Here is a 26887-nt window from a genome sequence, read left to right on the forward strand (position 1 = left end):
ATAGGGCTGGCTGGTGTCAGCCTTCCTTGGCATTCGGTATTGATTAATTATTACTTATGTCTTTAATGTGTTTCAACAGGTCATCACTATCAAGCGGTGGTAGATCTAGATTGAGATCGGGTGGGGTGACCATGGGCACTTCATCGGGAAACAAGCCTTGAGGCAGCTGGTGTGCGATGCCTCGATGGCAATCTATACAAGTACGTGCCGTACCGTACAAGAACTCGTGCTTCATTTTTTGTTGTACGTCAGGGTTCATATGCTGTAATTGGTGGCAATTCCGGCATTCACGAGAATCGGTTTTCTGCATAGCCTTCCATACACGACGTGCCATAGTAAGACGGTGTTCTTCAAATTTCTCCATATTATCGATTGTGCCTACCATCTTGTGATAAAGCTCCATAGAGGCTTGCATCTTGCGTATCATTTTATCCACCCATGGTTCTGGCACGTGGCAATCAGGACAACCAGCCTGTACACCACTTCGATTTGTATAATGCACACTTCTTTGCCATTCAGGAACAACAGCTTGCCGCATTTCATGGCAACTAGTGGCACAAAAGGCTGTTGTATTGGTCATTTCCATTGCGGTATTAAAACCACCCCAGAAAATAATACCGACGAAAAAGGTAATTATTCCACCAATGGGAATTCCAAATAACCACCATTTTTTTGGTAGTGACCAAAGCTTTGCGGGTAATAACTTGAATTTCATTTGAGCCCCGACAACATAAATTAATTTTCAATGGATAATCGAAAATAAGTAATATTCAGGCGATATTTTGATTCTAGTATAGTATTAAATGAAGTTGTCATTTGTCATCGAAAGTATTCGGGAGCGACTATGTTTCAGCTTATCGATAGGGCTATGCGTTGCTTTTTATTTATTCTAATTCTCTCTTTACCTTATGTTCATGCAAGTAATACTGGTCAATTAACTGGCTGTTTAAGCTGCCATGAAGGGATAGCTGATTTTTCTGAAGGACCGATGACTCTGGCTATTACTGCAATGTCAAAAACCTTTGATAAGCAAGGGTGTACAGTCTGTCATGGGGGAGACCCAACAGCTAAAGATAAAGAAAAAGCGCACGCTGGCTCCCCTGAATTACTGGTTGAATTAGGGGGCGCTCAGCATTTTTACCCTGATCCCGGCAGTATTTGGATAGCCGATAAAACGTGTGGTCTATGCCATGCTGGATATGTAGATCGAGTAAAAAAATCGCTCATGGGTACTGAAGCCGGTAAATTACAAGGTAACCTTTGGAGCTGGGGAATAGTTAATGATCATAATTCTAACTTGGGAAATTATGATATTAAAGATGAAGATGGTCCTGTTCCCAATATAGGTACTCCAGCATATAAAAAATATATGACTCGTCTTGCTGAACAGCACCCTGATCAATTCCCCATTGAATTATCACAAGTTCAAGATGTAAATGTTGATGATATTCCCGACCACCCCAACCTTGCTGGTATAACATATTCTAGACAGCAATGTCAGCGTTGCCATGTTGGCGTTAGTGGTTCACAACGACGCGGTGATTTCCGTGGTACAGGCTGTTCATCATGTCATGTTCCTTATGGCGTTGAAGGTTTATATGAGGGAGAAGATCCCACAATAGATAAAACGGTGCCAGGGAAATTACTTGTTCATAAAATGCAGGCAACGCGTAAATCAAAGATCACTCATAATGGGCTCACATGGTCGGGAATACCGTCTGAAACATGCCGTAGTTGTCATAATCGCGGAAAGCGGGTTGGCCCAAGCTTTAATGGGATAATGGAGTTTCCTTATGGAAGTCCGTATACCCCAACGGGTGGTAAGCAAGAAAGCCTGCATGGAAAATATTACACTGAAATTGAAGCTGATGTGCATCACCAGATCCCAAGCCGAGAAGGTAATCCTTCTGGTGGGCTTCTATGTCAGGATTGTCATACCTCTATTGATATGCACGGTGATGGAAATATTCCAGGTACAACTCTGGCGCAGGTTGAAATTGAGTGCTCAGATTGTCACGGCACACCAAGTCAATTTCCTTGGGAATTACCGTTAGGTTATGGCGAAGAGTTCGGCGGTAAACTCGATGATAAAGCACGAGGTTTAGCCCATAAACTACCGAAGTTCATGAAGGTGGCGACAGTTTATGAAAAACGTGATGGTTACTTGCTGTCAGCAAGGGGGAATCCACTCGGTAATGTCGTTAAAGATGGCGATAAGGTGGTGGTGCACTCTGCTACTGGTTTAGATTTCAATGTGCCGGTATTAAAACAAATTGCAGACACCGATACTTGGAAAGACCCTTCAGCCAAAGTAGCAAAAATGGCCATTGATAAGCATATGGAAGGTATGGAGTGTTACGCCTGCCATGCCAATTGGGCACCTCAATGTTATGGCTGCCATATAACCGTTGATTACTCTGAAGGAAAACAAGATGCAGACTGGATTGCGAATGTGAATTCGGTGGGCAAAGATGGCCTAACACCAGATGCAGTATTAGGTTCGAAAGGATTAAAATCGGCTGGTAAGGTTTCTGAAACGCGTTCGTATTTACGTTGGGAAACACCAATTTTGGGTATTAATGGCGAGGGTAGGGTAACCCCATTAATGCCAGGGTGTCAGGTGATAACGACCGTTATCGATAAGGATGGAAATACCGTTGTTCACAACAAACTTTGGGGTACACCTGAAGGCAACGGGTTAGATCACTCTCCTGTGCAGCCCCATACCATTGGGCGGAAATCAAGAGATTGTGAATCTTGCCATAGCGATCCTAAAACATTGGGTTACGGTATTAGTGATGGTGAGTATATGAGTAATATTAATAAGCCATACTATGCTGATCTCAAAGATGCTCAAGGTAAGGTTATTCCTAAAGAAGCCAAAGTTCAGATTCAACCCATCCCTGAACTTGAGCATGATCTTTCGAAGATCGTCGATCGTGAAGAAGGTCAGATCGTTAGTGTCGGTTCTCACTGGCCATTGGCTGGTCCGCTGCCCAAAGAGATGCGTGACAAAATGGAACGTTCCGGTACTTGCCTAGGCTGCCATAGCAAACAGCAAGATGAAGAGTTTTGGAACAAAGTTTCTCAGCCCGGGTTCTTGAACAATGAGCAACACCAGAAGGCTGTACAAGAAGCAATTGAGGCGAAGGTCAAGTAATACGGGTGCAATAACGTATAGCAAAGGGTGATTGTTTGCTAACTGAGTAGGAATTATGAAAGTTAAAGTATTTTTTTCGTGGTTTCAAGCATTGAGTCTGACTATTTTGTTGTCGCTGAGTTCTGGGCTAAATGCAGAGTCTATTCATAAAAATGGTCATTTGAACTTTCAAGAGTTTGCTGAAATTTGTCTTGAAGGTGAGGCTGATGCCAGAGATGGTGCAGAATATGAGGTCTGGTGTGAGTTGTATCTTGCAGGATATGCTCAGGCTCTTGTTGCAAGTAAAACGGATGATATTTGTATATCACAAGAGCTCAATTGGCTAGACAAACTTAGATGGGATTTCGTCTATTGGTATTATCAGAATAAAGCGAAGCACCAGAACTCTTTAGCGAGTGGCATGTTGGCATTTTTCCAAGAAAAATATGGATGTGGAACCAACCGGTCTGAATAGACAAAGTTGATTTTTTCACCATAAGATCTGATGTGTAAATCATAGAAAGGCTGCTAGTAGGTAGCCTTTTTTCACGTTATAAGAGCGTGATTTTTATTTTATCTTTTACCCTTGACCTTCCAGTAACGGTAAGGATTAAGCTCTTTCCATACCATCGAGACATTAGATTAAAACGCCTAAGAAGGTAATGTTATGAACCAGACAATTACAATGTTCCTTTTTGGAGTCTCGGTATTAGTAGGTTTAGCTTTTGCAAATTTTCTCATCATCGACGTTATGCCGCAGAAAGGTGGTGTATGGGGTGTTGTAGAGGTAAATGACATACCACAAACGGCTATGGATGTTGTTGTTACACAGGAATTGGCTGGTAAAGGTATGCACTCTAAGGTAATGACAACCATTAAAAGCTCAGGCGTGAAAATGATGGACTGCTAGCGTGGGCAACTAACAACGTATAGCAGAAAAATTGAACATAAAAGTACAACTAAGTTAATAAATCAATAATATAAAGGTTAGTATCACCATGAAAATGAACACTAAAAAGCTATGTAAAATACTTTGTGCCCTGTGTTTAGGAATAGTGGTAGCGTACTTTCTTTTTCTTGGTAACTTTACGCTTGCCGCTTTCAGTGGAATAGCCATCCAGTTGATTTTCTGCGGTGCAATGATGTTCATGATGATGAAAATGATGGGCTGTAACGATAAGAAAGACAAAGTACAAGACGATGGCGACCTGATTAAAGATACCGAGCGAGAATAGAACAATAAGTTAATAAAGAAAGTTATCAGCGAAGACTAACTTTCTTATCAGTAGAGTTAGGTGTGTTTTAGACATCCGCTATTTTAGCTATTGCTTGGGGAAGGCGATGACTTTTAAATCATCAGCAATGATTAATGTTGCTTCAGTCGCTTGTTGAACCTCTTCTACCGTATATTCTGGGGCTATTTCTGTTAATAGCATCCCTTCTGGTGTTATTTCAATAACACCCATTTCAGTGATGATCATATCAACTTGATGGGTTGCTGTTAGCGGCAATGTACAATGGTTCAATAGTTTATGTTTGCCTTTCGCTGTGTGCTCCATTGATACAATCACTTTCTTTGCACCCACCACAAGATCCATCGCGCCACCCATGCCGGGAACCATCTTGCCCGGTATAATCCAGTTGGCTAGATTACCTTGTTCATCGACCTGCAATGCACCCAAAACGGTGACATCAACATGACCACCACGAATAATCGCAAATGAGTCGGCACTGTTGAAGTAGCTCGCGCCTGCTGCTGCGGTAATGGGCTGTCCGCCTGCATTAACCAAATCAGGGTCGGTATTGGTAATATCAGCTAAGCCTGCAATGCCGAGTAGCCCGTTTTCAGATTGTAAAATCAGTTCGATATCACAATCAATTTCGTTGGCAACAAGAGACGGCATTCCGATGCCTAAATTAACCACATCACCATCGTTCAGCTCTTGTGCCACACGCCATGCGATATTGCGACGAATTTGATGCTTATCTAGCGCCATATTATTTTCCTCCCTGATAAATATAATCAACGAACAAACCCGGAGTATGAATGCACTCTGGTTCTATCTGACCTACATCGACGAGCGCTTCAGCTTCGACTATGACTAAGTCAGCAGCGGTTGCCATTAACGGGTTGAAATTCTGAGTGGTCTTTTTGTAAAATACATTGCCTTTGGTATCGACAATAGAACCCCGAATAAAGGCTAAATCAGCATGAAGGGGCTTCTCTAATAAGAAACCTTCACCATCTACTGTGATAACTTGTTTGTTTTCCGCAACGAGTGTGCCTAAGCCTGTTGGTGTTAGAATGCCACCGAGACCTGCGCCTCCCGCCCGAATTCTTTCGGCTAATGTACCTTGTGGTACTAACTCAACATCGAGTTCACTGGCATTCATTTGGTTGCCAGTTTCTGGGTTGGTTCCAACATGCGATGCGAACAGCTTCTTGATTCGGCGTTCTGAAATAAGCCGACCTGAACCTGTAGTTGGGGTGCCAGTATCGGTGGTGATCAAGGTGATATCTTTGATGTTATGTGCAAGTAAAATATTAATTAAGCCTTCAGGGGCGCCATTTGCCATGAACCCCCCGATCATGATTGTCATGCCGTCATGGAGTTTGCTGGCGATAGCTTCTGCTGAAATCATTTTTTTCATGTTGTGTTCCTTCTTACATTTTAGGCTTATTTCGAGCAACGACGAACGATAACGGCTGTTCCCATACCACCGCCTATACATAGCGATGCTAATCCATACTCTTTGCTTTGACGTTCTAACTCATAGATAAGGCTAACGAGAATACGGTTGCCTGATGCACCTAACGGATGCCCAAGTGCGATAGCTCCACCGTTATGATTGGTGCGATCCAATATCCATTGTGGGTCGACATCGTGTTGTTCGGCTAATTGTTTAACCACACCAAGTGCTTGCGCCGCAAATGCTTCATTTAATTCAAAGTACTCAATGTTACTCAGCGATAATTGGGTTTTATTGAGAACATTCGCAATAGCGGGTACAGGGCCGAGCCCCATCACGTCAGGTGAAACACCGGCTTGGCCGTAACCCACAATTTCAGCAATAGGTGTTAATTGGTAACGTTCAACCGCTGATTTAGACGCCAGAATAATCGCCGCGGCACCATCATTGATACCTGATGCATTACCTGCTGTAACTGTTCCGTCTTTCTTGAAAGCTGGACGTAAGTTAGCGAGTGATTCTGCTGTGGTGTTCGTTTTTGGGTATTCATCGGTTTCAATGCAATTTGTCAGGCAACGGTGAGTCACATTTACGGGCTCTATTTCAGTTTTAAAGCCATGACTTTCTAGTGCTATTGCTGCGTTTTTTTGGCTAGAGAGGGCAAAAGCATCTTGTTCTTCTCGCGATATATTGAGTTTTTCAGCGATATTTTCAGCAGTAATACCCATGTGATATTGATTAAATACATCGGTTAGCCCGTCTTTAATAATACTGTCTTCAATGGTTTGGTTACCCATTCGAACACCAGCACGCATTTGATAAGGCTGTAAAAAAGGGGCTTGAGACATGTTTTCCATTCCACAAGCCACAATAATTTCAGCATCACCTGAACGAATATGGCTAGCAGCATCCATGACTGTTTTCATGCCGCTACCGCAAATCATGTTAAGGGTATAAGCGGGCACCGTGTCGGGAATACCCGCAGCGATTGCAGCTTGTCTACCTGGCCCCATGCCGATGCCTGCACTTAATACGTTACCCACAATCACTTCGTCGATAAGCGTGGGATCAAGATGACATTGATTCAATGCGCCGCGAATGGCAATAGCACCCAGTTCAGGTGCAGAAACAGGGGCGAGAGAGCCGTTAAAACTGCCAATAGGAGTACGCTTTGCCGCTACGATGTAAATGGGTTCCATAACTTCATCCTGTTTTCATGGATTATCGAATACAGATTCAGTGTAAAAGGATGTTTGATTTGGGTGTTATAGCCATAAGCTCAAACCCGGTTTGCGAAAATGCAAACCGCTATGTGAGAAAAAGTCCGTATAGTAGAAAGAGTTAAAAATTCCTGTATATAAAAGGAGTAGAACATGAGTTATATGATTGCGTGTGCACCTTGCTGCTGGGGCGTAGAATCGGCTGATAACCCTCATAATCCAGATTGGCTGCATGTATTACATGAAACCAATGAAGCAGGCTTTGCGGGATTAGAGCTTGGCCCATATGGCTTTATGCCGCCGGATGCCGATTCACTGAATACGGCTTTATTTTTGAAAGAGCTTGAGATTTGCGCGGGAACGATTTTCGAACCGTTATCTGATATCGATAGCCAAACTGACATACTCAATAAAACAAAAACGCTGTGTGCTTTATTACAAAAAATCGGTGCTGATAAGTTGGTTGTTATCGATTGTGTTAATGATGTACGTAGCCAGTTTGCAGGGTTAAGCGACTTAGCGCCTCGACTAGTTAATGGTAAGTGGTCGGTAATGATGGATACCATTCGCCAGATCAGTGCGATTGCTAAAGCATTTGATATTCGCGCCGTTGTTCACCCCCATGCTGGTGGCTATATCGAATATGAAGATGAAGTCGATCGTATGTTGGCAGAACTGACGCATGATGAAGTGGGACTGTGCCTTGATACGGGTCACTTATATTATGCAGGAATGGATCCCGCTAAAAGCTTGAAGCAGTATGCGAACCGTTTAGATTACGTGCACTTTAAAGACGTAAATGATGCCGTATTGCGCAGTGTTATTGAGTCTCAGGTTGGTTTTTGGCAAGCATGTGCCGATGGGGTGATGTGCCCAATTGGCGAAGGTGCTGTCGATTATGATGCTGTTCAACAAGTGTTGACTGAAATTGGTTACACAGGGTGGATAACTATAGAGCAAGAACGTGATCCCCGTAATTCCTCCACAACGCTACCTGATATAAAGCGCAGTCGTAAGTATTTAGCGAAAAGAGGTTTTGGCTAGGTTGACTGTAGTTCAGTTAAGAAGCAGCTCTTTTATATTTATGATTGTCGGTGGGTAAATTATATGATCGTTTCCGATCCTTGGTTTTATGTCACTGCAATTCCTGCAGTATTAATCTATGGGATCGGTAAAGGTGGTTTGGGCGGCGCATTAGGTATTATTGCCGTGCCATTAATGGCATTAACGATTGCCCCCACTCAAGCTGCCGCGATTCTTTTACCCATCTTATGCTTAATGGATGTCTTTGCGATAAAAGAACATTATCGACATGCAGATTATACTCAGATCAAATTAATGCTACCCGGTTCGGTGGTGGGAATAATACTTGCTGGTCTATTTTTAAGTATTACACCGGAAGCAGGTTTGAAATTATTAATCGGTGGTTTGTCGCTCTCATTTTGTTTGCAATACATTGCCTTTAGCCACAAAGCCAAGAAAAAAACGGGTGTGATATCGGATGTAATAACGGCTTGGTTTTGGAGTGTGCTCAGCGGCTTTTCGAGCACTGCTATTCATGCAGGTGGCGGACCTGCGAGTATTTACTTATTACCGCTAAAGCTTGATAAAGTCGTGCTTGTTGCGACTATGGCAGTGTTGTTTGGCATAATCAATTTATTTAAATTAGTGCCTTACACATTACTTGGTGAGTTTGATCAAACCAATTTATTAACCGCGTTCGTATTAATGCCGCTAGCCCCAGTTGGCGTAAAATTAGGTATTAAAATATTGCACCGTGTTAGCCAAGACTTGATATATAAATTGTGTTATTTCTTCTTGTTCTTATCTGGTAGTAAATTATTTTGGGATGGGCTTGTGTTTTAACGTGTAACTATGCCACGTAAAATGATGGCATTGTGTTTGTAAGCCTGCAATGGGTTCTTTTTCTAGATTCTTTCTAGTAAAGAATATGAACTCAACTGCAAGCTTCATTTATTTTCTCTTGGTTTCAGCGCTCAGCTTTACTGTTTTTTCAGTTGTAGAAAACTGAGTATTGAAAGCAAAGCGAAGAAAGCAGGATCACTCCACCCAAAACCAACGAATATCCCTTTAACACCGGCATAGAAGGTAATAATTACACCAAGAACATTGGTGATGACTAAAGCGATTAATAGCTTCTTCGCGACCACCTTTTGATCGATGTCTCTTAACATCAGACTAATAGCGGCAATACCGCCCAGAAAGATGCTGGTATGTTGTGATAGGAAATATGCGTATTGATCATTTAATTCTACGCCATACATAGGCCATATCAGGTCAGGTATAAAGAACAGTGCCAGTGCGAAGAGCAGGTATATACCACCATGTAGGGTTAAAAAGGATTTGTTATTCATGGTCTTTATCTCTGGTTGATAGGGCCGTTATTGATAGCTGTTAGCGATTGATTGATGTCAAAGATGTGTCCGCGAACTTCACCTACACCCATTTGCTGTAAACGTTCGGTGTGCATTAGCAGGTATGCTTGTGCACTGGCTTCGTCTTCAAATAGATAGATGCCGCCACCCAACTTGTCTTTTGCGCTTTCAGTCCAAATTTTCCAGATCATGCCTGGTTCGCGGTTAATTGATTCGGCAAGTTCTACTAAGGCTTTTGCCATATCTTCACCAAATGGACCGTTAAACTCAAAATCAACCTGTAGTAATTTTGTCATTGTTGTCTCTCCGTATTTGAGTAATACCAGTCTAGACAAGTATCTGACCAGTTACTTACCGAATGGTATGAGCCATTTTGTTGGCTGTGTTTTCTGTTGTTGGGTCTATTATTACCTGTAAAAAATAAACAGAAAAGTTCATAATATCGCCATTAACTGTGGAAAATTTAGACCGATGAGATTAAAGACAACGCTTGACCAGTGGCTGACACTGTATGAAATAGATCGTGCTGGCAGTATTCAGGCTGCTGCAACAGTATTGAACAAAAGCCATACCACGCTAATATATGCCGTCAAAAAGCTTGAAGGGCAACTGGGAATATCACTGATAGAAGTACAAGGACGCAGAGCAGTGCTGACGGAAGACGGCAAGTCACTATTGCGTCGGGCAAATACATTGCTAGATCAAGCGCATGAACTAGAAGTGATCAGTGAGCAGCTATCGAAAGGGATTGAATCTGAGATCACTATTGCGGTAGATCACCTTTGCGATCAGGAATGGTTGTATCAGCCTATGGCGGAATATTTAGTGCAAAACAGCACTACGTCGATTCAGGTAGTGGAAACGTCACTATCGAAAACCACAGAAATGGTTACCAGTGAACAAGCGGATATCGCTATTATTAATCTGCCTATTACAAATTACCCTGCAGAAGCTTTTGGTATTACGACTATGGTTCCAGTGGTTGCGGCACATCATCCGTTAGCGCAAAAGGCCTCTCTTAGCCTTACTGATATGTCTGCAACCAGTCAAATTGTGATCAGGGATTTAGGCAGCGAAACAGACAGAAGCAGCAAGCAAGATGTCGGCTGGCTCAAATCTCGCCAACGTATTACTGTAGATAATTTCGATCATGCTTTTCGTGCCATTGAGCAGGGTGTAGGATTTTGTCGCTTACCAGAGCACATAGTGAAAAGTCGTGCGAACGATAAAATAGTGGTACTTAAGATTGAAAATGCTGAGCGCTACCAAGTACCTCTGCACTTAACCTTACCCAAGGGTGTGAAAACTGGGCTAGCAGCAAAATGTTTTTATAATATGCTGCAAAATGCCGCCAGTAAGAGAATGTAAAATCAGTAATAACTCAAATAGACGGTGAAGAAATGTATAGCTTTGAACAACTTAAAATATTTGTAGCCGTGTGTGAGTGTGGTTCTTTTTCGGCAGCTGCCAGGCAGTTAAAACGCGCACAATCGGGAGTAAGTCAGTCTGTATCTAATCTTGAAATTGCACTTAACCAACAGTTGTTTGACCGTAGCCGTAATGTTCCAGTGCTTACTGCACAAGGCACTGCATTATTGCCAATTGCGAAATCTATTTTGCATCAACAACTTCACTTTGATCAAAAGGTAGCATCGCTCGATCAGCAACATGAGCACGAATTAGTACTCGCCATTGAAGAAAGCTTGGTGGATGCAAAATTGTTAGAAAAGCTAAGTGAACTTGCTGAGCAATTTCCTATCACCAATATTGAGATAGTTTCTGCTTCTACTTTTGATGTTGAAAAAATGGTGAGTGAGGGTTCTGCGCAAGTCGGTATTATTTACGCCGATGGAAAGATGCAAAACGAAATGGACTTTTTCACATTGGGTTATAACCGCTTTATTACGGTTGTGTCACCAGCTCATCCACTATCACGCTTAGAAAGCGTGAAAGATTCTGACTTAAGGAATTATCGTCAGATTGTGCAACGTTCTTCGCAAGGTAAAGAGCTCTGGTTCAGCTATGGAATAAGCATTAAAGCTTGGTATGCGAGTAACCATTTGATGCTACTTCATCTTGCTCAGCAAGGTATTGGATGGGCGGTAATTCCTGAAAGCTTGGCTACTTCAGCTATACGAGAAGGAAAGTTGGTATCGCTAAACCTAGAATATGAACCGAATGGTTGGATCAACACAATAGATTGCATAACCTCGAGAAGGCACCAATCTGGCCCTGTACTTCAAGCGGTGTGCTCAATGCTTAAAACGTACATGAAAGGCGAAATATTTATGTGATTGTTGGCATGATTATGATTGTGACTGTTTTTTTTAATTATTTTTCTGTTCGTTTTTTATTACCATTTTTCTTATAGGTTTAGAGTGATGGATATAACCATCACTTTGATTGTTAACGTTTTACTTCATGAGTCATTCTTCTATTTAATCCTACTCTCAATCCCATACTGTTTTTTTCATGGTTACTACAGGTGATTCTAATATTCCACTATTGTTGCATCTGCAACAAAAAGGAGTACACTTTCCATATCGAAATATTGTTGTATGGGTAACAAAAATGAAAAAAGATAAAATTTATCAATACGCCATCTATGTAGTTCTAAGTATCACCATTGGGTTTTCTGCTTTTCTTATCACTTCTGACAATGTTGCCCCTTTTACGACTCAAGCAAGTATGCAGAAAACGGTTGCAAATATTGCCCCAGAAGTAACTGGCGTTGTCACGCAGGTAAATGTTGAAAATGGTGAAACAGTAAAAACTGGGGATGTATTGTTTTCAATTGATAGTCGCAGTTATGAATTAGCAGTGCGCCAAGCACAGGCTGAGTTGCACCAAGTACAAGAATCGAATTCGGCAAAGTGGCAAGAACTACAAGCGGCTAACCAAACATTAGCACAGCGAAAAATTGAATGGCAGAACGCCAAAACAAAATTGACACGTTACCAATCGCTTTTATCTAAAGGGTTGATTACCCAACAAGAATTTGATGACGTGCAGATGAATGACAGTGTTGCAGAAAGGGTGGTTCAATCTGCGCACGCTGATAGCTTACGTATTCAGGCTGAACTTGCAACAGAAGATAATAATGCTGCAGTTGAATTGGCAAAAGCCAAATTAGCACAAGCTCAGCTGGATTTATCACATGCGGTTGTTGTAGCAAAAATTGATGGCACTGTAAGCAACTTACAGCTTCAAGCGGGTACTTACATGAATAAAGGCACCGTTGCCATGTTTTTGGTTAATGAAGCGAGTAGTTGGTTAAAAGCCGACTTTAATGAAAAAGGCATTTCACACCTAATGGTTGGTACCCCTGTGCTAGTTGCTTTTGATGCGATGCCCGGCCAATTGTTTGAAGGTCAGGTTATCAACCGTGATAGTGCTATATATGACGCATCTAGTCAGAACAGTATGTTATCAGACGTTACCAATGACAGCCGTTGGATTCGAGAGCAGCAAAAAATTCGGACTCGTATTCAGGTTGATGGCGTCGACTCTGCGTTAATTTCAGGTTCTAAGGCAAGCGTTATTGTTAAAAATGGTAATGGCTTGATTGATGCGGTTGGTCATAGCTGGATTCAACTCGTCGCTTATTTTCGCTATATCTATTAATTGTAAAGCGTACGTTTAAGGAGGTGCTATGTCGAAAATAATGACCAGTTTGAGTACTGGTGGTGGCTTTAGTGCTAGCACGAATGAAGCGCTTAGAATCGCCTTTACCATTACTATTTGTATGTTGGCGGGTAAATTGTTGGATTTAGACTCAGCCGTATACTTAGCATTATATCCATCAATAGTAATGACAAAAGCAAAAGACTATTCGCTTAAAGGGCTAGTGAAAATGTTCACGCCCACTTTTCTTGCGGCATCAACAGCGTTACTTGTTGTCGAAGTGTTTCAGGATCATCCTTTTATCGTGTGGACAATAAGCCTCATTTTTATTGACCAATTACGACGTAGAGCAAATACGCCTGCAAAGTTAGGTGGAATGTTAATGCCGACATTTAACTGGATTTTGGTTGTTGTATTTGCACAAACAACGACCATGGATATGCCAGATCGTATCCGAGAAATACTCTTATCCATGATCATTACGATTATCGTGACAAAAGTGATGGTATGGATATTTCCCATGAAAAAAGGCAACAAGCCACCAGTATTTACACCACAATACGTTACGTATCAAAACCGCTTGGTATCAATGGGGTTAATTGGCTGTGGCTTAGGCTTTTTAATGATTGTGGATTTGATCTCTGCCACCTTCTGCATGGTGCCTGTTATTGCCGCTGCCACGCAGTTTTCACGCAGTAAATTCATTGATGTTGTTGAACGTCGTTTCATCACTCAGGTTGGCGGTTGTGCTGTCGCGGTTATTTTCACGCTATTAATGGCTGGGCATCAAAACATCATTGGGTATTACGCATTAGGGTTAGGGTTAACCGTTTTTATTATCGCGAGATTAATGACAACCTCTGAAGGCGTATCAAGAGATATTCATGGTGATGCATTATTGGCCACTATGCTGCCTATTCAGCTGTATATCGGAAATAATACCCTAGGTTTGGAAAGTACCTTCTTACGAGCATGGGAACTTACCGTAACTTTAGGTATATTATTTGTTGTTTATCAGCTTACCAAATCGCGCGTGAATCAAAATGCTTCGTTAGCATAACGTCGCAATATTTATGAAGTATGAGATTACCATGACCAAGCCAATTACAATGATTCCTGAGTTAGAGAACAACACATCTTTTATGCTGGGTTTAGCCTATAAACAGTTTAGAACCATTGCTAACCAAACATTGGCGGTAGAGTGTGATATCACATTGGAAATGTTGGGTGCATTGCGCGTACTGGCGCATTTGGGTGAAGTACCTCAGCAAGCATTAGCAGAAGCATTACGCCGTGAACGCTCGGTAACTAAGCGTTTAGTGGATAATTGCATTAAACGTGGTTTGGTTGAGGTGCATAAGAGTGAGCTGAATAAGAAAGCCCGTTACCTTGTATTAACCCCTAAAGGGGTTGAAGTGAAAGACAAAGCGCACCAGCAACTGAGTGCGCTTGTCGACGATTTTTACTCACCGCTAACAAAGGAAGAACGAGGGTTGATTCTGTCTTTATGTAAGAAGCTTATTCGCGATGATATCTTTTTGACGGGGGAATGACGTTTCCATCGCTTTGGTATAAATTAACCATGAGTTAAAGAAAAGGGGCAATATCCATCTGCCCAATGTGCTTTGTATGAATTAAATCATTAGTATTGCAAAAGCACTAAACATAAATAGAACTCCCAGCATTAAAAGAGCACTATCTACAAAAGAACGTTATTTATAAAGAACGCTATCTATTAAAAGCGTTGGGCTAATTAAAGCGTAATATGCAGGGTACGCCGTATTGATTGGCAACGCTTTTTATCTAAAGGATCATTGAGGTAAATACCTTTATCTTCGGCACTTTTGCGATAAATAAGGGCTTTAGCTCGGTCGCCACTGTCTAAACGGTCATATTCTTTTAATGTGCGAATTTTAAGCAGGTTGTATTTAGAAGAATCGCTAGAGTCGATATTTTTACAATATTCCATTGCACCAGCATTGGCACCTAGTTTTGCAGCATCACTGAATAGGGCTGCTTGAGATGAAAACGAACTTAATAAAAGCGCACTAAGACCAAGAATAGGAATATATTTTTTCATTTGATTCTCCGAAACATTAATTATCAGACAGGTGCAGTTTGCCCAATTCGGTGAACCTTTATTTACCTTTATACGCCATCTTACGAAAGAATAGATCAGTGATTTTGTACTTATCCAGAATAATATTACTCAGCAGGGTATTTTAATTTTAGTGCTCGGCTTACTTTCATTTTTACCGATCGCCAGTGAGTTTTGGGTACTTTGGGGGCGCAATTCAATAAGTGTTGGAATTCTTGTTCTGAAGGTTGTACTTCACCACCATGAGCGAGAATAATGGAATCTGGCTTTAAGGCGATAATTTTATGTAATGAATTACGGTAGCGATTAGGGTAAAAAACGGGGAAGGGTGGAATATAGTTCCCTTTAACTTTTACCATTAAATCAGCAACATAAACACGGTTGCTTGGTACGTGATGTAACGATATATCCCTGTCAGTATGGCCTTGAGTAGCAAGAGCAACCCAGTCAGGAAAGTTTGGTAAGGCATCACCATCATTAAGCTTATAGTCTGTTTTTAGCTTGCTCGAATACCAGATATTGCGTCGCGGTTTCTTCATGCGCTTTGCCACCCATTTGGCAAGTAGCATATCGGTTAAATGCATGAGTACCCCTTCAAACCCCTTATACCATTGACCTGGTACATTCGCTGCTGCAATTTTACAGCCTGTTAAAGTGCGTAATTTATGCGCCGCCCCTGCATGATCAGGGTGCATGTGGGTAACAATGATCAGGTTAAGATCGCTCATTGGCCTTTGTAGTGTTCTGATAATAAAGTGTTTTAAAACAGGTATATCCGCTCGGCTACAGCCATCGAGTAATAGAAGTTTATCCTGGTATTCAACTAAATAAATGGATTGAATATAACCGTCTAATTTATGTAGTTTCATCGTAAAAGGGGCACACTTCAGCTTAATGATTAGTTGAACATTTATAATAGCCCTAAGAATGCATATTGCCCAACTGATCTGACCATTAAGGTTTTAAATAGTATCTGACTGTACTAAAAGACTAAAGACTAAAGACTAAAGACTAAAGAGATAAAGGAAAGAAGGAAGGAGAATAACGCCAACCAGATGGTCAGCGTATTTTGAATATCTTGAGTGCTTAGCGCAATAAGGAAAATCTATCGACGTCGAGGTCCACGTGATCTTTCTTTATGGGCAGAAGCCGCTTTTGCTTGAGAAAGCTCAATCGATTCTACAGTCAACACCATTGGCTCTCGTGGCAAGATGCCTACTGCAAAAGTACGCTTACGAGGCGGTAATGAAAACTCTGCTTCGCTTGCTCTTGGCATACGCTTAAAGCGAGATAAATAAAAGTTTTCTAACTTCTCTCTAGCCCATTCTGTTTTACGAAAGAATTTAACGCAACCTTCTAGGGTTGGGTTGGTGTTAAAGCAGTGAAAACGCATAGCAGTTCCAAGGATCTCCCAGCCATAAAAGTCGATAAGTTCTGTTAGTAAAACCTCTAACTTAAGGCCATGTAACGGGTTGTTTTGTTGTTCTTCTATCATTGCGATTCCTAAAACGGGTATTTATAGCGTGATCTCCGCCTATTATACTGTGTACTTGGGTTGAATGAATACAATTTAATCCACTATTCATCAGCAATCGCTATCCGTACGTTTCACCGCATAAATGCCCGCTACTCGTGCTGCGCTATTACTGACTTATTCAAATCACTAGCTTGCTCAAAAGATAAAATATTCGTATCAAACTCTCGACCCTCTATTTCTTCGTTGGCTGATGGTTATTCTCATAATTCGAGATTTAATGAGGTTAATAACATTTAAATTCTCACTGGGTGGGAATTGTATTTGTGTTTTACTTTAAAGAAGATTAAAAATGTCTGAGAAGACAACATCGAGTAGATATCTCTTGAGCCCAAATCAACGGTTATTACAAATTTTACTGACGATCTCCTCATCTCCTGCGCCACTATCAGCACAGATGATCAGTGAACAGACAGATACGCCGGTTAGCTCGGTATATCGATATATTGCGACGCTGCGTGAATGGAACTTTATTGAAGAACAACCGAGTGGTAAGCGTTATACGGTTGGTCCTGCTGCACTGCAACTCATGCGTAACTTTCACACGTTTTCGCCCTTGTCGGAAGGTGTTAGACCTGTACTAAAGCGCTTACAAGATCAAACTGGCGAGATGTCGGCCTATATGGTGCCGGTTGGCTTTAATGCTTTATGTGTCGAAATGGTAGATAGCCCTTATGCGTTAAGGTGTAGTTACCAGCAAGGCCAAAGCCAGCCGCTTATTTTAGGCGCTTCATCAAAAGTGATATTAGCGCAATTTAATGAGAAGCGATTGCTTAGTACGTTAACGCATTTCGGCATTGCGGATGAGCATGAAAAAGCAAAGTGGTTTAATGAATTGAGGTGTATTAAAAAAGAAGGTTACGCGTTAAGTACGTCTGAATTTGATCTGGGTGTATCCAGTGTGAGTGCCCCAGTGTTTTTGAATAAAAAAGTGGTGGGTGCGATTAGTGTAATGGCACCTACAGAACGCATTAATAATAAAAAAAACAGCATCGTATTTGCTGTATTACAAGCTGCTCGAATGCTGCCTCCTGAATGGTAATGCAATAGTCCGGCTATATTAGGAGGCACAATGTTTTTTAAACAGTTAAATCAGTGGTTTGTTCGAGTTATTCCTAATAGCTACCATAGCTCAACATCTTTCCGTTCTTACACTGAACAGTCTCAGGTTGGGGCGGTGTTATTTGGTGTCGCTTCAGATTTGAGCCTTGGTCGTTTTCGTGGCCGTCTAAGTGACAGTGATGGACCTGAAAGCATCTGCCGGGCGCTAAAGAAAGAGTATAAAGGTTCACCTTCTTTTCCATTGTATGATGCGGGTATAATTGATGAACTAGATGGGCTTGAATTCAATGAATTACAAACTTTGCAATATCAAAAAATAGTCGGTTTTTTCGAGAAAGGGCATTTCCCTGTCGTATTAGGTGGTGGGCATGAAATATCTATTTCTAGTTATCAAGCACTGTCTGATTACGTTAATCAACCAAAACATATTGCACATCAGGTTCATGATAATAATGAAGAGAAAGGGCGTCAGGCTCGAGTAGGTGTTATTAATTTCGATGCACATTTCGAATTACGACCAACATTATCACCAAAAGTCGGATCAGTATTCCATTCTATTGCGAGTTACTGTACAGAACATCATCGTCCTTTTCATTATTTAGGCTTAGGTATATGCAATCGAACTAATTCACAATCATCATTTGAATATGCTGAGCAATTAGGTTGTCATTGGCTATTAGATAAAGAAATGACGATGCGGAATAAAAAGATTGTGCAGAACAAAATTGATCGTTTCTTGAGCGAGGTTGATTATATACATATTAGTTTTGATCTGTCGGTTTTTTCTGCAACTGTCGCTTCAGGTGTTAATTTGTCGCGGGTTCAAGGGGTTGAGTGGTCGATTATTGAGTATGCGCTTAAGCGAATTATCAGCAGCGGAAAAGTGAAAATATTAGACGTTGTTGAATTAAATCCAGAGTTTGATTACGAGGATCAAACAGCACGCATAGCGGCAAAAGTAGTGAGTACAGTTATAAGCAAACAAGCCATGTTGTGATAAATGAAAACTTATGACTTATCTGATTATTAAAAGGTGTAGACGTAGTTTGAGAGTATATTCACCGATACAGCACAATAACACTTCATCGGCATCGGCTGATGAAGTGTATTTGAAAATCGCGATTGCTAGCACACGAGCGGTGAAGGCAAGATCAATCAGCTAATTAGTGCAATTTCATAATTGATAACTTGATTGCCAATATGTACATCGACGTCGTCGTGTAATTCTCGCCCAATTAACGCTTCCCCTAATGGAGACGTAGGGGTAACAACAATAATATCTTTTTCATCAAAGCGAACTTTTAAACCGCCAGCAGATGGAGCAAAAAAGACGTATTTGTTGTTATCATCTTCATCGATAAGTTGTATTAAACACCCTAAAGTGACAACTTTCTTTTCTGTATCATCTGCTATATTAAGCTTCTTGAAGGCAAGAATATCGGCTTCACATTCTGCTACTCGTTGAGCTTGACCATGCGCTAAATACGATGCTTCTAACGCTAATGTGTCATATTGATTTTCAGCCACATTTTCATCATTCGTTGCCGTATTGTAAGCACGCAATGCCGCTTCAACAGCACCTTGATGCGTTTCCTCTAAAGCGGAAATCATCTGTTCGAGTAACAAGGTTTTATCCATACCTACACGTTTAACCATTTTGGATATAAGTAAAGGCTATATCCTAGATAGTCAAACGTGACGAGTAAAGAATAAGCGTATAAATATTACGATGCGGCAACCATTGGAATGAATCGTGAGCGGATAGTGTCATAACACCAATTATACACAATGGCATAAACAAGAAAAAAGATGACCACGCCAGCATCCATTATTAATACCGTCCAAAAATCGAGCTGCAGTACCCACATCATCAGCGGAAAACTAACAAAGACTAAGCCCAATTCGAAACCAAGACCATGACCAATTCGCATCTTTAATCCGCGAGATGCACGGTTTTCACCGAACACACGGTCAAAAATAAGGTTGTAGATATAGTTCCAAGTCATTGCGATCATAGAAAGCCCGATGGCTAAACCAGCAACAGATTTGGTGTCTGCTGTCGTTACAAAAGATGCGGCTACCATGAAACAAAGTAGTGCAATTATTTCGAATAATACACTATGGAAAATACGTTCTTTAAATGACATTTGAAACCTTCTATACATTATGGGTAAATCATGTGGTATATAATCATCAATAAATAAGATGATTGATAGTTAGTTATTATCAGGAAAAGTGATATGTGTAATTTAGAACAGCTAAGAATGTTTGTGGTTACAGCACAGTTGGGTTCATTTTCTGCTTGCGCGCGTAAACTTGGGAAGGTGCAATCAGCAGTTAGCCAAGGAATAGCAACACTAGAAATTGATTTAGATACGCAGCTCTTTGACCGTAGTACCCGCAAGCCATCACTGACGCCTGAGGGGCAACGTTTATTATCATTCGCACAGGCTATTTTGCAGCAAACGAATGAGTTAGAAAATGCGGCAAATGCGTTGAATAAAAACAATGAAACCCAATTAAAATTAGCGGTAGATGATGCATTATTATTGCCTGCGCTATGGAAAATTTTGTCTGACTTTTCGGAGTTATTTCCTGCCACTATCTTAGATTTTTATACTGTTTCTACGCCTGATGTATATGCATTGGTTCATTCGGGTAGGGCAGATATAGGGTTAATGTTCGCAAACAGTGGTTTCCCTCAAGATGTTGATCTTTGTTACGTGGGTAGCTTGCCTTTTCATGGTGTTGTTAGCCCTTCGCACCCTTTAGCTTTGTTAGAAACTGTAAAAGCGGCTGATTTAATCCCTTACCGTCAGTTGTTGATCAAAGGTATTGAGGGGCAAGAATTGTCTCACTTTCCTATGATTTCGGCGCATTTATGGTGGGGGAATACATTTAATGGGGTAAATCAGTTAGTTAAAAATGGTATCGGCTGGGGGTATATTCCAAGCCATATGTCTGATGAGGGAGTTGCAGAGGGGAAGATGGCTCGGTTGAATTTAAGCTTTGATCATAAACCTTGGCGCGTTCCCATTGATCGTGTGATGTCTAAGAAAAAAGCCAAAGGTCCTGCTTTAACGTGGCTAGCCGATGCTCTAACCTGTTTACTTGAAGACTAGAAAAGGCTGACCACCTATTCAATGATCAGCTTTAGCTATCTAGCTTGTTTATAACGCTTTATTGCTGACTGTATGCAATTAAGCTTTCACGATACAGCTTTAAAAGTGCTTGATCGTCAACGGCAATGCCCACGCGTTGATTGGGCATTGATGACCATTCATCATTCATATATTTACGGTTATCAAATTTTTGAATTGTCATGCCTTCAGCAGGTCCATCTGTTACAACTCGTACAGCGCCTTTACGTAATGTAAATAATTCGGGGTTGATGACATACGCGATAGCAGAAGGATCATGAACATGGCAACCATTCAGCCCAACTTTTTGAGAGTAGAAACGCAAATAATAACTGCTTACATCCCAGATAAATTGACCTACTTCGCCGGCATCATCACGTAGTTCATCGAGATATTGACCAGTGAAAAAGCTTTGTTCAGTAACATCTAAACCAATAATAACGACTGGCCATGAGGCGCAAAATACAATATCGGCCGCATGTGGATCATCATGGATATTGGCTTCAGCATACGGAGTAACATTGCCACGGTGATCATTCATTCCAAATGCACCACCCATCACGACAACCTCTTTGACTAAGCCAGCGATCTCGGGTGCAGCTTCAAGTGCTAGGGCAATGTTGGTTAATGGACCCACGGTGACTAATGTAATTTCGCCGGGGTTAGCTTTAACTGTGTCGATTATGTATTGGTAAGCAGGGCGTGGGTCTGCTTGCTCTGTAATGTCATCAGGTGCGGTGAGGTCGCCAAATCCAGTTTCACCGTGTACAACAACGGTTGCGCCAACAGGTGGGCGATGAAGCGGCTTACTTGCCCCTTTTGCGACATCTGCGGTGAAATTGAATTTCTGTTTTAAATAAAGCGCATTACGGGTGGCATTGTCGATAGTTGCATTACCATAAACTGTTGTAATTGCAACTAAATCTAATGCTGGGTGTGCTTCGGCAAATAAGATCGCCATTGCATCATCAATTCCAGGATCGGTATCTAAAATAATTTTTGTTGTCATGTACTTGTTACCTAGCTTTTTACAGAATAACTATTAAAACAAACCTTTTGTTATCAATGGAGATATAACAAAAGTGTCAATAAATGATGTGCCTTATAGTAACGATATTGTGGTGTGTTCCTGTGATTGTTATCACAATCAGTGCAACTCAAATTTTTACGAATACCATCGAGTCTTAGCTAGTTTAGAAGCCCCAATGTCATCGGTGATGTTTGAATACTAGATATTAGGATCTGTGTCTGTCTATTCCTGAGTAAAATAAAGCAGAAAGCCTACCAATGGCAGGCCTTCATTCATGGTGTATCGAATAGCAGTTACGCTAAATCGATTTATGCATTAAGTGCCTGTTCTAAATCAGCAAGAATATCATCGATGTGTTCTATACCTACAGATAGACGGATCATTTCAGGGGATACGCCCGCTTGCTTTTGTTCTTGCTCACTGAGTTGTCTGTGTGTCGTAGATGCAGGGTGACAGGCTAAAGATTTTGCGTCCCCGATGTTGACCAATCGTTTGAAGATATTCAGTGCATCATAAAAACGAACGCCAGCCTCATACCCATCTTTTAATCCAAAGGAGAGGATCGCAGATGGCTGACCTTTCATGTACTTTTTAGCTAAAGAATAATGTTTTGAATCAGGAAGACCCGCATAATTAACCCATTCCACTTTATCGTGCTGATTGAGATATTCAGCGACTCTAAGGGCATTTTCAGTATGTCTTTCCATTCGAAGCGATAAGGTTTCTAAGCCTTGCATTAGCATAAATGCATTCATAGGAGATAGAGCTGATCCGGTATTACGCAATGGTACCGTGCGTGCTCGCCCTATGAAGGCCGCTTCACCAAATGCTTCAGTGTATACCACACCGTGATAAGACGGTTCGGGTTGGTTAAATACAGGGAACCGATCTTTGTGCTCAGCCCAAGGGAATTTGCCTGAGTCGATAATCATGCCGCCGAGTGTTGTTCCGTGGCCCCCGACGTACTTTGTTAAAGAGTGCACAACGATATCAGCACCAAATTCGATAGGCTTACATAGTACGGGGGTTGCGACGGTGTTATCTACAATAACAGGTACACCTTGCGCATGAGCAAGCTCTGCTACTCGCTCTAAATCAATAATGTTACCCGCGGGGTTACCAATACTTTCGCAGAATATCGCTTTTGTTTTTTCATCGATAAGTTCTGCTAAGCTTTCTGGTTTATCGTCTTTCGCGAAGCGTACTTCAATACCTTGATTTGGCAACATATGAGCAAACAAGGTGTAAGAACCACCGTAGAGCTGTGGTGTCGCAACGATATTATCGCCAATTTGTGCCAACGTTAGAATGGCATAATTGATGGCTGCACTACCTGCACTTACCGCTAATCCTGCAATGCCTCCTTCTAGTGCTGCCATGCGCTTTTCCAGCACATCGTTGGTTGGGTTCATAATACGAGTATAAATGTTCCCCGGCACTGCTAGGTTAAAAAGATCAGCACCGTGTTGAGCGTTATCAAACTCATAAGCGACAGTTTGGTAAATTGGCGTTGCGACAGATTTAGTTGTTGGGTCGGTTTCATAACCAAAGTGGATCGAGAGTGTTTCGTCTTTCATTGTTCTTCCTTGAATATATTGAATGGACAATTTTTTATTATGCCAAGTTTTTTAGATAAAAACTGATAGAAAGGGAGTTTTTGCTACTTTAACGAAGAGCAAATTGATTTTCTTAAATAAGCGCCTTGCTAATTACCTCTGTAGATAATACTGCGTGAGATATGCTTACTTGGTTGCTTTGTGTTTTAAGCCACATTTCTTTCAACAAATTACTTCTATACTAATGGATAATCCGACTGAAAAGGGAATGCCGATGCTAAATGAAAGCCATGCCTTTATCTTAGATTTTCCTGAACTTACATCAGATATTGTTCAGCTCAACCACGATGATCCAACATTCAAAGCCGATCTTCAGCAGTATCATCAACTGGATTATGATATCCGCCAGCTGGAGATATCGGGTAGTCCGATTGATGATGACAACATGAACGATCTAAAGCTTAAGCGTGTTGAGTTAAAAGACATGTTATATAAGCAACTAACCAAGCATCATGAGCAAGCAAGTAATTAACCCATTTGAACATACAAACTGTTTGTGTCGTTAAGGCTTGTCTTGATGGCACAATCTTAATCCAGATTAAGGATTTTGCTCTAGAAAAGTGAGATATTGTCGATAATATTTACTATTGCTCATTGCACATAAAAAATGCACAGAAAAGAACAGCCATGCTTATTGTATGGCTGTTCTTTTTTATTTCTTTATAACGCAGATGAATAAGACGAAAAAACGATTTTTAAGAGGATTAGACTTGAGCACTTTGTTTACAGAAACCCGCATTGGCAGCATGGCATTAAAAAACCGTTTTATTAGAAGCGCTACGTGGGAAAATATGGCAACAGAAGATGGCCATATGACGGATAAGCTATACGCTATCTACGAAGAGCTAGCTAAAGGGGAAGTCGGCCTAATTGTGACGGGTTATGCGAATATTGTAGAAGAAGAGAAGCCAAATGCAGGCATGATGGGAATGTACAATGATTCCTTTATCGATGAATACAAAAAACTGACCGAGTTAGTCCACATTAATGATTCTAAAATAGTGATGCAGCTTGCTTATGGTGGCACAAAAACCACGCATAATGTTGGTGAAAGGGTGATCTATGCGCCGAGTGAAGTGTGCGAAAAAGGCACACAAACATTAGGCAAAGCGATGACTAAGGATGAAATAGATTACATTATTCAGGCATTTGCTCAAGCAAGCCGAAGAGCCCAAGAATCAGGTTTTGATGGGGTCGAAATACACGCAGCACATACCTATTTAATTAATCAGTTTTTAAGTCCTTATTACAATCGAAGAGAAGATCAATATGGTGGCAGCCTAGACAATCGAATGAGATTGTTATTAGAGATTTATGCTGAAATAAGAAAGGTTGTCGGTGATGAGTATCCAATATTAGTTAAATTGACGGCATCTGAGTTTTTTGAGGGTGGCTTAACGTTTGATGAAACACGTATTGTTTGTCAAAAATTAGAAGCGATTGGCGTTGATGCAATCATCATCTCAGGTAATATCCATGGTAAAGCTAATACCATGATTGGCGAGGCTTTTGATGGATATACTCTTCAACAAGAAGGCTATTTCCATGAATATGGGCATATTATTAGCGAAGAGGTGAATGTACCCGTTATTACCGTTGGCGGATTAACGGATATTGATGCGATAGAAGAGATTGCGAATAATACCAATATTCAATACTTTGCTCTCTCTCGACCTTTGCTGTCTGAACCGCATTTAATTAAGCGTTGGAAAGAAGGTAACAGAGCGCCAGTTGAGTGTGAAAGGTGTTCAAAATGCCGCACAAAACGTGGCAATTTCTGTGTTGTTAATAAGAAAAGAAAATCGCAATTAGCTCGCTTATAAATAAGCAGTGACACATTTCTGTTTAGAACCGAGTCAGTAATACCAATATTGATAAGTAAATGGTCATAAATTTGTTCAGGAAAAATGGGTAAGAACAAGGCAGAAATTGAAGTAACTAGTGGTTCTAATTATAAAATTTCTAACGACGTTATTAGCTATTTTAACCAACAAGAATGAACAGATACTTATTTAGCTTGGTATAAATCATTGCTGACTCATTCCCGCAAGGTTGAGGTCACGATTTCAACGCTCATTTATCGCTTAAGCTTGTAAAGGTTACCATTATCTGTGCTGAAGAAGATCTCTCCTTCTGGAGATACTTCAATGTCTCTGATACGTTCGCCGAGTTCAGAAAGGATCCGATCTTCAGCAATAGCTTCACCCTCGTTATTAAGGGTGACTATATTAATGTGGGTTAACTTTAGCGCCCCCGATAATAATTTCCCTTTTAACTCGGGAAATTTTTCGCCTCGATACAACACCAAACTGCCAGGAGCGATTGAGGGTATATAAACCTTAATTGGTGATTCGATGTCTTCTTTTTCTGTGGCTTCGCCTACACTGACTGGTCCCCAATATTCTTTACCGTGAGAAGTAATAGGCCAGCCATAATTAGATCCTTTTTTGATTAAGTTAATTTCATCACCTCCACGCGGCCCGTGTTCAATTGACCAAAGTCTCTGGGTTTTAGGGTCAAAGAATAAGCCCTGAGGATTTCGATGCCCGTAGCTCCATATCTCATCCAGAATGGCTTTGTTGTTTACATAGGGGTTGTCTATAGGTGTGCTGCCGTCTGGATTCAAGCGTAAGATTGAGCCTGCATGATTCATGGTGTTCTGACCATTTTCTCGCTCGCCACGGTCACCTATCGAGAAGTAGAGGCTGTTATTATCAAACGTAATTCGACTGCCGAAATGCCTGCTAGTACCGGTTTGGGAGATTGAAACAAAGACATCTTCCCAATCTGAGAGTGTCTCATTACGGTACTTCGCCGATGCAAGCGTTGTGACGCCTTTACCATTGATATTTTTACTATAAGTAACGTATATGTTGTTTTTATCGAAAGGGGAGAGCGCAACGTCAAGAAGCCCACCTTGTCCCTTAGCCCAAACATTTGGAATCTCAGCCAAAGTCTGCTGTTTACCTGTTACTAGATTGATGTGTTTAATTGCTCCATTTCTCTCTGTGATGAGCATAGTGCTGTCGTCAATGTAGGCTAATCCCCATGGTATGTTTAACCCACTGGTCACTTTTTCTGCTTCATATGCATGAGCGGTATTTACAGCCAAAAGGGTAAGTATTAACACACTTATTCGTTGGGGTATTTTCATCGACTTAGCAGCCTTCTTGTATTGGTTTTCTTGAAGCTTAGTGTTTTGATAGCGATGCCGTAGAGAATATTTTCTAAACTGTAATTTAATCGACCACCGAGTCAAAATTGCACAAAAAAACCTTTAAAAAATGCTAAGTAGTTAAATGGAACCGATAAGGTACTGCTTATTTAATCAGGACCA

Annotated in this window: 30 protein-coding genes; 16 read left to right on the top strand and 14 right to left on the bottom strand. The window is 41.1% G+C overall.

Going from position 1 to position 26887, the window contains the following annotated elements:
• Positions 1-43: 43 nt before the first annotated feature.
• Positions 44-715 (bottom strand): NapC/NirT family cytochrome c, encoded by a 672-nt coding sequence (locus C9J47_RS03695; RefSeq protein ID WP_107244757.1) that lies wholly within the window; start codon positions 713-715, stop codon positions 44-46.
• Positions 716-844: 129 nt separating this feature from the next.
• On the opposite strand from C9J47_RS03695, the gene C9J47_RS03700 reads away from it, so the two are divergent.
• The 4 genes from C9J47_RS03700 (at position 845) to C9J47_RS03715 (ending at position 4374) form a co-directional block, all read left to right on the top strand.
• Positions 845-3160: a cytochrome C gene (locus tag C9J47_RS03700; RefSeq protein WP_107252302.1), complete on the top strand. Its 2316-nt coding sequence runs from the start codon at positions 845-847 to the stop codon at positions 3158-3160.
• 55 nt (positions 3161-3215) lie between these two features.
• A complete protein-coding gene (locus C9J47_RS03705) occupies positions 3216-3614 on the top strand; it encodes a hypothetical protein (protein ID WP_107252303.1) in 399 nt (132 codons plus the stop codon).
• A gap of 192 nt (positions 3615-3806) precedes the next feature.
• Positions 3807-4049 carry a hypothetical protein gene (locus C9J47_RS03710; protein WP_107252304.1) on the top strand — a complete coding sequence of 81 codons (243 nt, stop codon included), beginning with the start codon at positions 3807-3809 and terminating at the stop codon, positions 4047-4049.
• 88 nt (positions 4050-4137) lie between these two features.
• Positions 4138-4374: a DUF2933 domain-containing protein gene (locus C9J47_RS03715; RefSeq protein ID WP_107252305.1), complete on the top strand. Its 237-nt coding sequence runs from the start codon at positions 4138-4140 to the stop codon at positions 4372-4374.
• A gap of 87 nt (positions 4375-4461) precedes the next feature.
• On the opposite strand, the gene C9J47_RS03720 is transcribed toward C9J47_RS03715, so the two are convergent.
• From C9J47_RS03720 to C9J47_RS03730, 3 genes are read right to left on the bottom strand one after another with little or no spacing between them, the layout of a single operon-like run.
• The gene (locus C9J47_RS03720) at positions 4462-5136 is read right to left on the bottom strand and encodes a 3-oxoacid CoA-transferase subunit B (RefSeq protein WP_107252306.1); all 675 of its coding nucleotides are present in this window, start codon (positions 5134-5136) and stop codon (positions 4462-4464) included.
• Between the two features lies 1 nt (position 5137).
• The gene (locus tag C9J47_RS03725) at positions 5138-5791 is read right to left on the bottom strand and encodes a CoA transferase subunit A (RefSeq protein ID WP_107252307.1); all 654 of its coding nucleotides are present in this window, start codon (positions 5789-5791) and stop codon (positions 5138-5140) included.
• A gap of 26 nt (positions 5792-5817) precedes the next feature.
• Positions 5818-7029, bottom strand: a complete 1212-nt coding sequence (locus tag C9J47_RS03730) for an acetyl-CoA C-acetyltransferase (RefSeq protein WP_107252308.1) — start codon at positions 7027-7029, stop codon at positions 5818-5820.
• Positions 7030-7203: 174 nt separating this feature from the next.
• On the opposite strand from C9J47_RS03730, the gene C9J47_RS03735 reads away from it, so the two are divergent.
• Both C9J47_RS03735 and C9J47_RS03740 read left to right on the top strand, forming a co-directional pair.
• On the top strand, positions 7204-8094 hold the full coding sequence (locus C9J47_RS03735; protein WP_107252309.1) for a TIM barrel protein: 891 nt from the start codon (positions 7204-7206) through the stop codon (positions 8092-8094).
• A 63-nt stretch (positions 8095-8157) separates the two neighbouring features.
• On the top strand, positions 8158-8916 hold the full coding sequence (locus C9J47_RS03740) for a sulfite exporter TauE/SafE family protein (RefSeq protein ID WP_107252310.1): 759 nt from the start codon (positions 8158-8160) through the stop codon (positions 8914-8916).
• Positions 8917-9053: 137 nt separating this feature from the next.
• On the opposite strand, the gene C9J47_RS03745 is transcribed toward C9J47_RS03740, so the two are convergent.
• Together C9J47_RS03745 and C9J47_RS03750 are read right to left on the bottom strand one after the other, a co-directional pair.
• A complete protein-coding gene (locus C9J47_RS03745; RefSeq protein ID WP_107252311.1) occupies positions 9054-9425 on the bottom strand; it encodes a hypothetical protein in 372 nt (123 codons plus the stop codon).
• A 5-nt stretch (positions 9426-9430) separates the two neighbouring features.
• Positions 9431-9742, bottom strand: coding sequence for a monooxygenase (locus C9J47_RS03750; protein ID WP_107252312.1), 312 nt, complete (start codon positions 9740-9742; stop codon positions 9431-9433).
• A 175-nt stretch (positions 9743-9917) separates the two neighbouring features.
• Here C9J47_RS03750 and C9J47_RS03755 point away from each other — a divergent pair, with 175 nt between their 5' ends.
• The 5 genes from C9J47_RS03755 to C9J47_RS03775 all read left to right on the top strand — a co-directional run bounded on the left by C9J47_RS03755 (position 9918) and on the right by C9J47_RS03775 (position 14623).
• The gene (locus tag C9J47_RS03755) at positions 9918-10814 is read left to right on the top strand and encodes a LysR family transcriptional regulator (protein WP_107252313.1); all 897 of its coding nucleotides are present in this window, start codon (positions 9918-9920) and stop codon (positions 10812-10814) included.
• 32 nt (positions 10815-10846) lie between these two features.
• Positions 10847-11740, top strand: a complete 894-nt coding sequence (locus C9J47_RS03760) for a LysR family transcriptional regulator (protein WP_107252314.1) — start codon at positions 10847-10849, stop codon at positions 11738-11740.
• A gap of 277 nt (positions 11741-12017) precedes the next feature.
• Positions 12018-13070 (top strand): HlyD family secretion protein, encoded by a 1053-nt coding sequence (locus tag C9J47_RS03765; RefSeq protein ID WP_107252701.1) that lies wholly within the window; start codon positions 12018-12020, stop codon positions 13068-13070.
• A gap of 28 nt (positions 13071-13098) precedes the next feature.
• A complete protein-coding gene (locus C9J47_RS03770; RefSeq protein WP_245903271.1) occupies positions 13099-14130 on the top strand; it encodes a DUF2955 domain-containing protein in 1032 nt (343 codons plus the stop codon).
• Between the two features lie 31 nt (positions 14131-14161).
• Positions 14162-14623, top strand: a complete 462-nt coding sequence (locus C9J47_RS03775) for a MarR family winged helix-turn-helix transcriptional regulator (RefSeq protein WP_107252315.1) — start codon at positions 14162-14164, stop codon at positions 14621-14623.
• A gap of 200 nt (positions 14624-14823) precedes the next feature.
• Here C9J47_RS03775 and C9J47_RS03780 read toward each other — a convergent pair whose 3' ends face one another.
• From C9J47_RS03780 to C9J47_RS03790, 3 genes are all read right to left on the bottom strand, one after another.
• Entirely contained in the window at positions 14824-15150 is a 327-nt protein-coding gene (locus C9J47_RS03780; RefSeq protein WP_107252316.1) for a hypothetical protein, read from the bottom strand.
• Positions 15151-15275: 125 nt separating this feature from the next.
• On the bottom strand, positions 15276-16037 hold the full coding sequence (locus C9J47_RS03785) for an MBL fold metallo-hydrolase (protein ID WP_107252317.1): 762 nt from the start codon (positions 16035-16037) through the stop codon (positions 15276-15278).
• 236 nt (positions 16038-16273) lie between these two features.
• Positions 16274-16663 carry a VF530 family protein gene (locus tag C9J47_RS03790; RefSeq protein WP_006230267.1) on the bottom strand — a complete coding sequence of 130 codons (390 nt, stop codon included), beginning with the start codon at positions 16661-16663 and terminating at the stop codon, positions 16274-16276.
• Positions 16664-16994: 331 nt separating this feature from the next.
• Here C9J47_RS03790 and C9J47_RS03795 point away from each other — a divergent pair, with 331 nt between their 5' ends.
• Both C9J47_RS03795 and C9J47_RS03800 read left to right on the top strand, forming a co-directional pair.
• Positions 16995-17744: an IclR family transcriptional regulator gene (locus C9J47_RS03795; RefSeq protein ID WP_107252318.1), complete on the top strand. Its 750-nt coding sequence runs from the start codon at positions 16995-16997 to the stop codon at positions 17742-17744.
• A gap of 30 nt (positions 17745-17774) precedes the next feature.
• Positions 17775-18761, top strand: a complete 987-nt coding sequence (locus C9J47_RS03800) for a formimidoylglutamase (protein ID WP_107252319.1) — start codon at positions 17775-17777, stop codon at positions 18759-18761.
• Positions 18762-18919: 158 nt separating this feature from the next.
• Here C9J47_RS03800 and C9J47_RS03805 read toward each other — a convergent pair whose 3' ends face one another.
• Entirely contained in the window at positions 18920-19402 is a 483-nt protein-coding gene (locus tag C9J47_RS03805) for a GreA/GreB family elongation factor (protein ID WP_107252703.1), read from the bottom strand.
• 86 nt (positions 19403-19488) lie between these two features.
• Complete coding sequence (locus tag C9J47_RS03810; RefSeq protein ID WP_107252320.1) at positions 19489-19911, bottom strand: PACE efflux transporter; 423 nt, start codon at positions 19909-19911, stop codon at positions 19489-19491.
• Positions 19912-20004: 93 nt separating this feature from the next.
• On the opposite strand from C9J47_RS03810, the gene C9J47_RS03815 reads away from it, so the two are divergent.
• Positions 20005-20886: a LysR family transcriptional regulator gene (locus C9J47_RS03815; protein ID WP_107252321.1), complete on the top strand. Its 882-nt coding sequence runs from the start codon at positions 20005-20007 to the stop codon at positions 20884-20886.
• 58 nt (positions 20887-20944) lie between these two features.
• Here the strand turns inward: C9J47_RS03815 and C9J47_RS03820 are convergent, their stop codons facing one another.
• Positions 20945-21913: a nucleoside hydrolase gene (locus tag C9J47_RS03820; RefSeq protein ID WP_107252322.1), complete on the bottom strand. Its 969-nt coding sequence runs from the start codon at positions 21911-21913 to the stop codon at positions 20945-20947.
• Positions 21914-22242: 329 nt separating this feature from the next.
• Positions 22243-23511, bottom strand: coding sequence for an O-acetylhomoserine aminocarboxypropyltransferase/cysteine synthase family protein (locus C9J47_RS03825; protein WP_107252323.1), 1269 nt, complete (start codon positions 23509-23511; stop codon positions 22243-22245).
• A 253-nt stretch (positions 23512-23764) separates the two neighbouring features.
• Here C9J47_RS03825 and C9J47_RS03830 point away from each other — a divergent pair, with 253 nt between their 5' ends.
• Entirely contained in the window at positions 23765-24022 is a 258-nt protein-coding gene (locus C9J47_RS03830; RefSeq protein WP_107244727.1) for an HP1242/YdcH family protein, read from the top strand.
• Between the two features lie 238 nt (positions 24023-24260).
• Entirely contained in the window at positions 24261-25373 is a 1113-nt protein-coding gene (locus tag C9J47_RS03835; RefSeq protein WP_107252324.1) for an NADH:flavin oxidoreductase, read from the top strand.
• 254 nt (positions 25374-25627) lie between these two features.
• Here the strand turns inward: C9J47_RS03835 and C9J47_RS03840 are convergent, their stop codons facing one another.
• Entirely contained in the window at positions 25628-26704 is a 1077-nt protein-coding gene (locus tag C9J47_RS03840) for a PQQ-dependent sugar dehydrogenase (protein WP_107252325.1), read from the bottom strand.
• Positions 26705-26887 lie beyond the last annotated feature (183 nt).

Source organism: Photobacterium indicum (genome assembly GCF_003026215.1).
In the GTDB taxonomy this organism is placed as follows: domain Bacteria; phylum Pseudomonadota; class Gammaproteobacteria; order Enterobacterales; family Vibrionaceae; genus Photobacterium; species Photobacterium indicum.

Coding starts and splice junctions, on each gene's coding strand:
- C9J47_RS03785 (WP_107252317.1), bottom strand. CDS start 16,037: ATGAAACTACATAAATTAGACGGTTATATTCAATCCATTTATTTAGTT.
- C9J47_RS03730 (WP_107252308.1), bottom strand. CDS start 7,029: ATGGAACCCATTTACATCGTAGCGGCAAAGCGTACTCCTATTGGCAGT.
- C9J47_RS03795 (WP_107252318.1), top strand. CDS start 16,995: ATGTCTGAGAAGACAACATCGAGTAGATATCTCTTGAGCCCAAATCAA.
- C9J47_RS03760 (WP_107252314.1), top strand. CDS start 10,847: ATGTATAGCTTTGAACAACTTAAAATATTTGTAGCCGTGTGTGAGTGT.
- C9J47_RS03840 (WP_107252325.1), bottom strand. CDS start 26,704: ATGAAAATACCCCAACGAATAAGTGTGTTAATACTTACCCTTTTGGCT.
- C9J47_RS03765 (WP_107252701.1), top strand. CDS start 12,018: ATGAAAAAAGATAAAATTTATCAATACGCCATCTATGTAGTTCTAAGT.
- C9J47_RS03720 (WP_107252306.1), bottom strand. CDS start 5,136: ATGGCGCTAGATAAGCATCAAATTCGTCGCAATATCGCATGGCGTGTG.
- C9J47_RS03790 (WP_006230267.1), bottom strand. CDS start 16,663: ATGATAGAAGAACAACAAAACAACCCGTTACATGGCCTTAAGTTAGAG.
- C9J47_RS03740 (WP_107252310.1), top strand. CDS start 8,158: ATGATCGTTTCCGATCCTTGGTTTTATGTCACTGCAATTCCTGCAGTA.
- C9J47_RS03780 (WP_107252316.1), bottom strand. CDS start 15,150: ATGAAAAAATATATTCCTATTCTTGGTCTTAGTGCGCTTTTATTAAGT.
- C9J47_RS03700 (WP_107252302.1), top strand. CDS start 845: ATGTTTCAGCTTATCGATAGGGCTATGCGTTGCTTTTTATTTATTCTA.
- C9J47_RS03805 (WP_107252703.1), bottom strand. CDS start 19,402: ATGGATAAAACCTTGTTACTCGAACAGATGATTTCCGCTTTAGAGGAA.
- C9J47_RS03820 (WP_107252322.1), bottom strand. CDS start 21,913: ATGACAACAAAAATTATTTTAGATACCGATCCTGGAATTGATGATGCA.
- C9J47_RS03810 (WP_107252320.1), bottom strand. CDS start 19,911: ATGTCATTTAAAGAACGTATTTTCCATAGTGTATTATTCGAAATAATT.
- C9J47_RS03755 (WP_107252313.1), top strand. CDS start 9,918: ATGAGATTAAAGACAACGCTTGACCAGTGGCTGACACTGTATGAAATA.
- C9J47_RS03750 (WP_107252312.1), bottom strand. CDS start 9,742: ATGACAAAATTACTACAGGTTGATTTTGAGTTTAACGGTCCATTTGGT.
- C9J47_RS03715 (WP_107252305.1), top strand. CDS start 4,138: ATGAAAATGAACACTAAAAAGCTATGTAAAATACTTTGTGCCCTGTGT.
- C9J47_RS03825 (WP_107252323.1), bottom strand. CDS start 23,511: ATGAAAGACGAAACACTCTCGATCCACTTTGGTTATGAAACCGACCCA.
- C9J47_RS03735 (WP_107252309.1), top strand. CDS start 7,204: ATGAGTTATATGATTGCGTGTGCACCTTGCTGCTGGGGCGTAGAATCG.
- C9J47_RS03695 (WP_107244757.1), bottom strand. CDS start 715: ATGAAATTCAAGTTATTACCCGCAAAGCTTTGGTCACTACCAAAAAAA.
- C9J47_RS03830 (WP_107244727.1), top strand. CDS start 23,765: ATGCTAAATGAAAGCCATGCCTTTATCTTAGATTTTCCTGAACTTACA.
- C9J47_RS03745 (WP_107252311.1), bottom strand. CDS start 9,425: ATGAATAACAAATCCTTTTTAACCCTACATGGTGGTATATACCTGCTC.
- C9J47_RS03710 (WP_107252304.1), top strand. CDS start 3,807: ATGAACCAGACAATTACAATGTTCCTTTTTGGAGTCTCGGTATTAGTA.
- C9J47_RS03770 (WP_245903271.1), top strand. CDS start 13,099: ATGTCGAAAATAATGACCAGTTTGAGTACTGGTGGTGGCTTTAGTGCT.
- C9J47_RS03800 (WP_107252319.1), top strand. CDS start 17,775: ATGTTTTTTAAACAGTTAAATCAGTGGTTTGTTCGAGTTATTCCTAAT.
- C9J47_RS03775 (WP_107252315.1), top strand. CDS start 14,162: ATGACCAAGCCAATTACAATGATTCCTGAGTTAGAGAACAACACATCT.
- C9J47_RS03705 (WP_107252303.1), top strand. CDS start 3,216: ATGAAAGTTAAAGTATTTTTTTCGTGGTTTCAAGCATTGAGTCTGACT.
- C9J47_RS03815 (WP_107252321.1), top strand. CDS start 20,005: ATGTGTAATTTAGAACAGCTAAGAATGTTTGTGGTTACAGCACAGTTG.
- C9J47_RS03725 (WP_107252307.1), bottom strand. CDS start 5,791: ATGAAAAAAATGATTTCAGCAGAAGCTATCGCCAGCAAACTCCATGAC.